At 72.7% G+C, this 8,554-nt stretch carries 1 protein-coding gene; it reads right to left on the bottom strand.

Translation table 11 applies throughout. From position 1 onward, the window contains the following. On the bottom strand, nucleotides 1–8,554 hold an 8,554-nt coding region (locus VGD70_RS28100), incomplete at both ends, for an SDR family NAD(P)-dependent oxidoreductase (RefSeq protein WP_414638078.1).

Genomic DNA, 8,554 nt, shown 5'->3' with positions numbered 1-8,554 from the left:
CAGCACCGGCCGGCCAGTCGGATCGGCCGCGTCGACAGCGACCCGATCGACACCATCGGCGACCAGACGAACCCGCAGAGCCGACGCCCCCGAAGCATGCAGCGACACGCCCTCCCACGCGAACGGCAGCCGCTGACCGCCCGACGCGGGCCGGGTCAGCAACAGCGCGTGCAGCGCGGCGTCGAGCAAGGCCGGGTGCAACCCGAACGCGTCCGCGCCAGTCACCCGGTCCGGCAGCGCCACCTCGGCGTAGGTCTCCTCGCCCCGCCGCCACACCGCGCGCAGACCCTGGAACGCGGGCCCGTAGCCGAAGCCCATGGCCGTGAACCGCTCATAACACCCGTCCACCTCGACCGCTTCCGCCCCTGGCGGCGGCCACTCCCCGGCGAACCCCGAATCCCCGGATCCCATCTCCGGCGTCAACGTTCCGGTCGCGTGAGTCGTCCACGGCGCGTCAGCCGTGCCGTCCGGTCGGGAGTGGACGGTGACGGTCCGGGCGCCGGACGGGTCGGGCTCTCCGATCCGCACCTGGAGCTGGACGGCACCCCGGTCCGGCAGCACCAGCGGCGCCACCAGGGTCAGGTCCGCCACCGAGCCGGCGCCGACCTCATCACCGGCCCGCACCGCCAGTTCCAGCATCGCCGTCGCCGGGACCAGCACGAGGTCGCCGACCCGGTGGTCAGCCAGCCAGGGCTGGGTCGAGAGCGACAGTCGGCCGGTCAGGACGGTGCCCGTGTCGTCGGCCAGCGGGACGGCCGCACCCAGCAAAGGATGTGCGGTCGCGGTGAGCCCGAGGCCGGCGGCGTCGCCGGGCCGGGTCGCCCGATCCGGCCAGAACCGCTCCCGCTGGAACGGATAGGTCGGCAGGTCGACCCGCCGGCCACCGGCGTGCCACGCCGTCCAGTCGACGGTCGTGCCGGCCACATGGAGTGCGGCGAGCGTTCGGAGCGCCGCTTCCGGTTCGTCCCTGTCCTTGCGCAGGATCGGGACGGCGGACAGGTCGGGCAGGAGAGCGCACAGGACGCCGTCCGGACCGATCTCCAGTACCCGATCCGGGTTCGCCGCGGTGACGGCGTCGGCGAACCGGACGGCTTCACGCACCTGCCGCACCCAGTACGCGGCCTCGCCAAAGCGGACGTCTCCCTCCACTGTGGACACGATCGACACGACCGGATCGGCGACGTCGATACCGTCGATCGCCGCCGCGAACTCAGCCAGCATCGGCTCCATCGACGCCGAGTGGAACGCATGACTCGTCCGCAACCGAGTCGACTTCTCGAACCGGGCGGCCACCGCGAGCACCGCCTCCTCGACACCGGACAGCACCACACTGTCCACGGCGTTGACCGCCGCGACCGACACGTCGCCGGTCAGCAGCGGCAGCACGTCCGCCTCGGTCGCGCGGACGGCGACCATCACCCCGCCGGAAGGAAGGGCTGCCATCAAACGGGCCCGTGCGGCTACTACAGCGCAGGCATCGTCCAGCGACAGCACACCGGCGACGTGCGCGGCGGCCAGCTCACCGATCGAGTGTCCGACGAGGACGTCCGGGTGGATGCCGAACGACTCGACCAGGCGGTAGAGCGCCACCTCCACGGCGAACAGGGCCGGCTGGGCCCATCCCGTGTCCCCCAACACCGCAGGGTCGGAGCCCCACATCACCTCACGCAGACGAGGGTCGAGCCGGGACAGCACCTCGTCCAGCGCGGACGCGAACACCGGGAACCGCTCGTACAGGCCGCGCCCCATGCCGAGCCGCTGCGAACCCTGACCGGAGAACACGAACGCCAACCGGCCCGGTTCGACTTCCCCCCGCGCGAGTTCGGTCCCGTCCGGCGCCAGCACCGCCCGGTGGTCGAACACCTGACGGGTGGCGAGTGAGAACCCGACGTCGAGCACGGATCCGGTGGGCCCGGTGTCGCGGACGAGGTCTGTCAGGGCCGTCAAAGCCTTCGCCGACCTGGCGGACACCGGCCAGGGCACCGGACCGGCGGCCTCCACCCGCTCCGGTTCCGGCGTCGCGGCCGGCTGTTCGAGGATCACGTGTGCGTTGGTGCCGCTCACGCCGAAGGACGACACCGCCGCACGCCGCGGCCGGTCCACGTCCGGCCAGGCGACCGCGTCGGTCAGCAGCGACACCGCGCCCGCGTCCCAGTCCACCTGCGACGACGGCGTGTCGAGGTGCAACGTCTTCGGCGCGATGCCGTGCCGGAGCGCCTGCACCATCTTGATCACACCGGCGACTCCGGCGGCGGCCTGAGCGTGGCCCAGGTTCGACTTGATCGAACCGAGCAGCACCGGCACGTCGCGGTCCTGCCCGTAGGTGGCGAGGACCGCCTGCGCCTCGATCGGGTCACCCAGGCGGGTCCCCGTGCCGTGCCCCTCGACGACGTCCACATCGGACACCGTCAGACCCGCGTTCGCGAGCGCCTGCCGGATCACCCGTTGTTGCGACGGCCCGTTCGGCGCGGTCAGGCCGTTCGACGCGCCGTCGGCGTTCACCGCCGAGCCCTGCACTACGGCGAGGATCCGGTGGCCGCGGCGTTCTGCGTCGGACCGCCGTTCGAGGACGAGCATCCCGGCGCCTTCGGCCCACCCCGTGCCGTCGGCGGTGTCGGAGTACGCCTTGCACCGGCCGTCCCCGGCGAGACCGCCCTGCTTGGCGAACTCGGAGAACGACGCGGCCGACGACAGGACCGCGACGCCACCGGTCAGCGCGAGGGAGCACTCACCGAGTCGCAGGGCTTGGGCGGCGAGGTGCAGCGCCACGAGCGACGACGAACACGCCGTGTCGACGGTCATGGCCGGCCCTTCCAGGCCCAGCACGTAACTCACCCGCCCGGCGATCACGCTGGACGTGGTCCCCGTCATCACGAAGCCCTCGAACCCAGGCTGGCCGGCCAGCAGGGCGCTGTACTCGGAGTCGGCGGCGCCGAGGTACACGCCGGTCGCGGTGCCGGCCAGCGAGGCGGTGTCGATGCCGGCCGCCTCGAAGGCCTCCCACGCGGCTTCGAGTACGACGCGCTGCATCGGGTCCATGGCCATCGCCTCACGGGGCGAGATGCCGAAGAACGCGGCGTCGAACTCGGCCACGTCGTCCAGGAAACCGCCGCTGAGCGCGCCGTCGAGGTCCCAGCCCCGGTCGGTCGGCGCGGGCGCGATCGCGTCGCGGCCCTCGGCGACGAGGTTCCACAGGTCCTCGGGCGACCGAACCCCGCCGGGATACCGGCAGCTCATCCCGACGATGACGATCGGGTCGTCGGTGCGGGTCACCGCCACCGGTGCGATGACCGGTGCCGGTGCCTGCCCGGTGAGTTCCTCTCGCAGGAACGTCGCGAGCGCGGTCGGGTTCGGGTAGTCGAACACGAGAGTCGCGGGGAGTCGCAGGCCGGTGGCGGCACCGAGGCGGTTCCGGAGCTCCACGGCGGTCAGCGAGGTGAAGCCCTGGTCGTTGAACTCCTGCCGGGCACCGATCGCGTCCTGCGTCGCGTGTCCCAGCACGGCGGCCGCCTCGCCCCGCACCAGGTCCACCAGGAACCCGAGACCGTCCTGTTCGGACATCCCGGCAAGACGGGCAGCGAGATCCCCGGCAGTTGGCGAGGCGGAGGCGGCTCGACCCCGCCGGCCGCGCGGCACCAGGTCGCGGAACAGCGCGGGCACGTCGCCGGACCCGGCAACCGGTGGCATGACGAGCGGCACGACGAGCGGGTGTCCCGCGGCGACGGCGGTGTCGAACATGGACAGTCCCTGCTCGACCCCGATCCCGGCCGGGCCGGTGTCGGCGGTCATGCCGACGCTCTGCCAGGCCCCCCAGGCGATGGACGTCGCAGGCAGGCCCTGTCCACGCCGGTACGCGGCGAGGGCGTCGAGGTAGGTGTTGGCGGCGGCGTAGTTGCCCTGACCGGCGGCGCCGATGACCCCGGCGACGGACGAGTAGAGCACGAAACCGGCGAGGGGTTGGTCGAGGGTGGCCTGGTGCAGGTTCCAGGCGCCGTCCACCTTGGGCGCGAGCACCGTCGCGAGCCGTTCCGGGGTCAACTGGTCGATGACGCCGTCGTCGAGCACGCCCGCCGCATGGACCACCGCGGTCAGCGGTCGGTCGAGCCCGCCGACCAGGGCACGCACCGCGGCCGGGTCGGTGACATCGCACGCGGTCACGGTGATCTCGGCACTCAACCCACCCGGGTCGGTGCCGGTGCGACTGGCCAGCACCACATGCCGGTGCCCACGCTCAACCAAATGCCGCGCCAGCACCACACCCAGACCACCGGTACCACCCGTGATCAACACAGTCCCGTCCCGGTCCCACACCGGCGGCATCGTCAACACCAGCTTGCCGATGTGCCTGGCCTGACTCATGAACCGGAACGCCTCGACCGCCTGCCCCACCGGCCACGACCGCACCGGCAACGGCACGATCACCCCGCGCGCGAACAACGCCAGCAACTCCGCGAACATAGCTCGGACTTCGTCGGGACCGGCCTCCGCGAGATCGAACGCCTGGTACTCCACCCCGTCCGGATCCCGGACATCGGTCTTGCCCATCTCCAGGAACCGCCCACCCGGCCGCACCAACCGCAACGACGCATCCACGAACTCACCCGCCAGCGAATTGAGCACCACGTCCATCGGCGGGAACATCTCGGCAAACTCCGGGTTCCGCGACGATGCGATCCGCTCATCGGGAAGACCCAACGACCGCAAGGTGTCCCACTTGGGCTCACTCGCCGTCGCATACACCTCAGCTCCCAGCTGCGTCGCGAGTTGGATCGCCGCCATGCCAACGCCTCCGGCACCGGCGTGGATCAACACGCGCGAGCCCGGGCCGACCTGGGACAGGCGGGTGAACGCGTACCACGCCGTGAGGAAAACCAACGGCACCGACGCCGCGGTCTCGTCGGACCACTCGTCCGGAACCCGCGCCAGCACGCGCTCATCCGGCGCCACCGCCACCGACGCCATCCCACCGGGCACGATCCCCATCACCCGATCACCGGGGGCAAGGTCACGTGCATCCGGACCCACCTCGGTGACCACACCCACAGCCTCCGCGCCCAGATCACCCGCCTCTCCCGGGTACATCCCCAACGCGGTCAACACATCGCGGAAGTTGACCCCGGCCGCCGTCACCCGCAACCGCACTTGCGCACCCGACAACGGCGCATCCGCGGCAGGCACCAACGCCAACCCACTCAAGTCACCGCCACGAACCGAGGCCAGCCGCCACTCCTCACCCGCAGGCGGGACGAGCCCTGCCATCGGGTTCAACCGCGCGGCCCGCGCCACGCCCGCCCGCACCGCCACCTGCGGCTCGGCCGCCAGCACCGGCAGGGCGGCGTCGATGTCGGCGTCCGACTCCACGTCGAGCAGCCCGAACCGGCCCGGGTGCTCCGACTGGGCCGACCGCACCAACCCCCACGCCGCCGATCCGGCCAGGTCGTCACCCGAGATCGCGCCCTGGGTCACCACCACCAACCGCGAACCCGCGAACCGCTCGTCCCGCACCCACCGTTGCAGCGTCTGCAGCATCCGGGTGGCGACCTCATGAGTCGCCTCCGGGCCGGCTGCCGGGCCGGGCGAAACCGGCATGAGGACCAGGTCCGGAATCGGATCCTCGCCCGCGAGCAGGTCCAGGTCCGTGACGCGGACGGCGTCGACGGGTGCGCTCGACCCGGTCGGGACCTCGGACCAGGTGACGACGAACAGCGGATCCGTGGTCGACGGGACGACGGGGGCCGGCACGTCGGTCATCGCGCGGTCGTGCAGTGCCGCCACCGAGAGCACCGGCCGGCCGGCCGGGTCGGCGGCGTCGATCGCGACCCGGTCGGTGCCATTGGCCACCAGGCGGACCCGCAGGGCCGACGCCCCGGAGGCATGCAGCGACACGCCTTCCCAGGAGAACGGCAGCCGCCGGCCGTCCGACGCCGAACGGGTCACCAGCAACGCGTGCAGCGCCGAGTCCAGCAGCGCCGGGTGCAGCCCGAACGCGTCCGCGTCGGTCACCCGGTCCGGTAGTGCCACCTCCGCGAACACCTCGGCGTCGACACCACTGCCGCGGCGCCACACCGCGCGCAGGCCCCGGAACGCCGGCCCGTAGCCGAACCCCGCCACGGCGAACCGCTCGTAGCACCCGTCGACGTCGACGGGTTCGGCGTCCGCCGGCGGCCACTGCTCGGCGAACCCCGTGTCCGCCACGCTCGCCGGTTCGAGGAGCGTTCCGGTCACGTGGATGACCCAGGGCGCGTCGACAGCGGTGTCAGGTCGCGAGTGGACGGTCACCGCACGCGCGCCGGAGACTCCTGGCTCCCCTACCCACACCTGGAGGTGGACACCGCCGCGATCCGGCAGCACCAGCGGCGACACCAGAGTGAGGTCGCCGACCGAGCCACAACCCACCTCGTCACCGGCCCGCACCACGAGTTCGAGCAGCGCCGTCCCCGGAACCAGCACGACGTCGCCGACGCGGTGGTCACCCAGCCACGGCTGCGCGGCCAGCGAGAGCCGGCCGGTGAGCAGCACGCCGGAGCCGTCGGCCAGCGCGACCGCGGCACCGAGCAACGGATGCGCCGCCGAGGTGAGACCCAGCCCCGACGGGTCGCCGGCCCGGCCGGCGCCGGCCGGCCAGAACCGCTCCCGCTGGAACGGGTACGTCGGCAGGTCGACCAGCCGACCTCCGGCGACCACCCCGGACCAGTCCACAGTGGAACCGGCGACGTGCAGCGTCGCCATGGCCCGCAGCGCGCACTCCTCCTCGTCGAGATCCCGGCGCAGGAGCGCGACCGCGGGCAGGTCGGGGAGCAGGGCGCAGAGGTCGCCGTCCGGCCCGATCTCCAGGACCCGGTCGGGTGCGGCCGCCGCGATCGCGGCGCCGAACCGGACCGTCTGCCGGACCTGGCGCACCCAGTACGCGGCGTCGCCGAAGCGCACGTCGGCATCCACAGTGGACCTCATCGGCACGGCGGGGTCGTTTGCCTGGATGCCGTCGATCGCCGCGGCGAACTCGGCCAGCATCGGCTCCACGTGCGCCGAGTGGAACGCGTGGCTCGTCCGCAGCCGGGTCCAGGAGTCGAACCGTCGAGCGACCGCCAGCACGGCCTCCTCGTCGCCGGACAGCACGACGCTGTCCGGCCCGTTGACCGCCGCGACCGACACCTCGGCGCCGACGAATGACGCGACGTCGGCCTCCGCCGCCCGCACCGCGACCATCGCCCCACCGGGCGGCAGTGCCGCCATCAGCCGGGCCCGCGCGCTCACGACGGCACACGCGTCGTCGAGCGACAGCACACCGGCAACGTGGGCCGCCGCCAGCTCGCCGATCGAATGCCCGACCAGGACGTCCGGTCGGACACCCCACGACTCCACCAGGCGGTACAGCGCCACCTCGACGGCGAACAACGCCTGCTGCGCCCAGCCGGTGTCCCGCAGGTTCGCCGCGTCCGGTCCCCACATCACGTCCCGCACACCAGGATCGAGCCGGGACAGCACATCGTCCAGTGTGGACGCGAACGCCGGGAACCGGTCGTAGAGCCCGCGGCCCATCCCCAACCGCTGTGAACCCTGACCGGAGAACACGAACGCCAACCGGCCCGGCGCGGCCGGCCCGGAGGCCACGGTGACCCGCCGGCCGTCCCGTCCGGCCAGCACCACGGCCCGGTGGTCGAGCACGGCCCTGCCGGTGGCCAGCGTGTACGCGGCGTCCACTGTGGACGGCACGGTGCCGAGCAGGTCGAGTTGCGCGTCCAGGGCACGTGCCGACCGGGCCGACACGACCAGCGGCAGGACGGCGGGCTCGGCCGGCTCCGGCCCATCCTCCGACAGCACCTGCTCGGCCGGCACGTGCTCCAGGATCACGTGGGCGTTGGTGCCGCTGACCCCGAACGACGACACCGCCGACCGGCGCGGCCGGTCCGACCCTGGCCAGTCCACCGCGTCGGTCAACAGGGACACCGCGCCCGCGTCCCAGTCCACCTGCGACGACGGCGTCTCGAGGTGCAACGTCTTCGGCGCGATGCCGTGCCGCATGGCCTGCACCATCTTGATCACGCCGGCGACGCCGGCGGCGGCCTGGGCGTGGCCCAGGTTCGACTTGATCGAACCGAGCAGCACCGGCACGTCCCGGTCCCTGCCATACGTCGCCAGCACCGCCTGCGCCTCGATCGGGTCACCCAGCCGAGTCCCCGTCCCGTGCCCCTCGACGACGTCCACGTCGGACGCCGTGAGACCCGCGTTCGCGAGGGCCTGCCGGATCACCCGCTGCTGCGACGGACCGTTCGGCGCGGTCAAACCGTTCGACGCGCCGTCGGCGTTCACGGCCGAGCCCTGCAGCACGGCGAGGATCCGGTGCCCGCGGCGTTCCGCGTCGGACCGCCGCTCCAGGACCAGCATCCCGACACCTTCGGCCCATCCCGTGCCATCGGCGGCATCGGAGTACGCCTTGCACCGGCCGTCCCCAGCGAGACCACCCTGCTTGGCGAACTCCGAGAACGACGCAGGCGACGACAGAACCGCCACCCCGCCGGTCAACGCGAGGGAGCACTCACCGGCACGCAGAGCC

The sequence above is a fragment of the Actinophytocola sp. genome, assembly GCF_036402745.1.
Lineage (GTDB): Bacteria > Actinomycetota > Actinomycetes > Mycobacteriales > Pseudonocardiaceae > Actinophytocola.
Note: the sequence above shows the minus strand (reverse complement) of the source record. Positions and strands in the feature narration are given on the sequence as shown.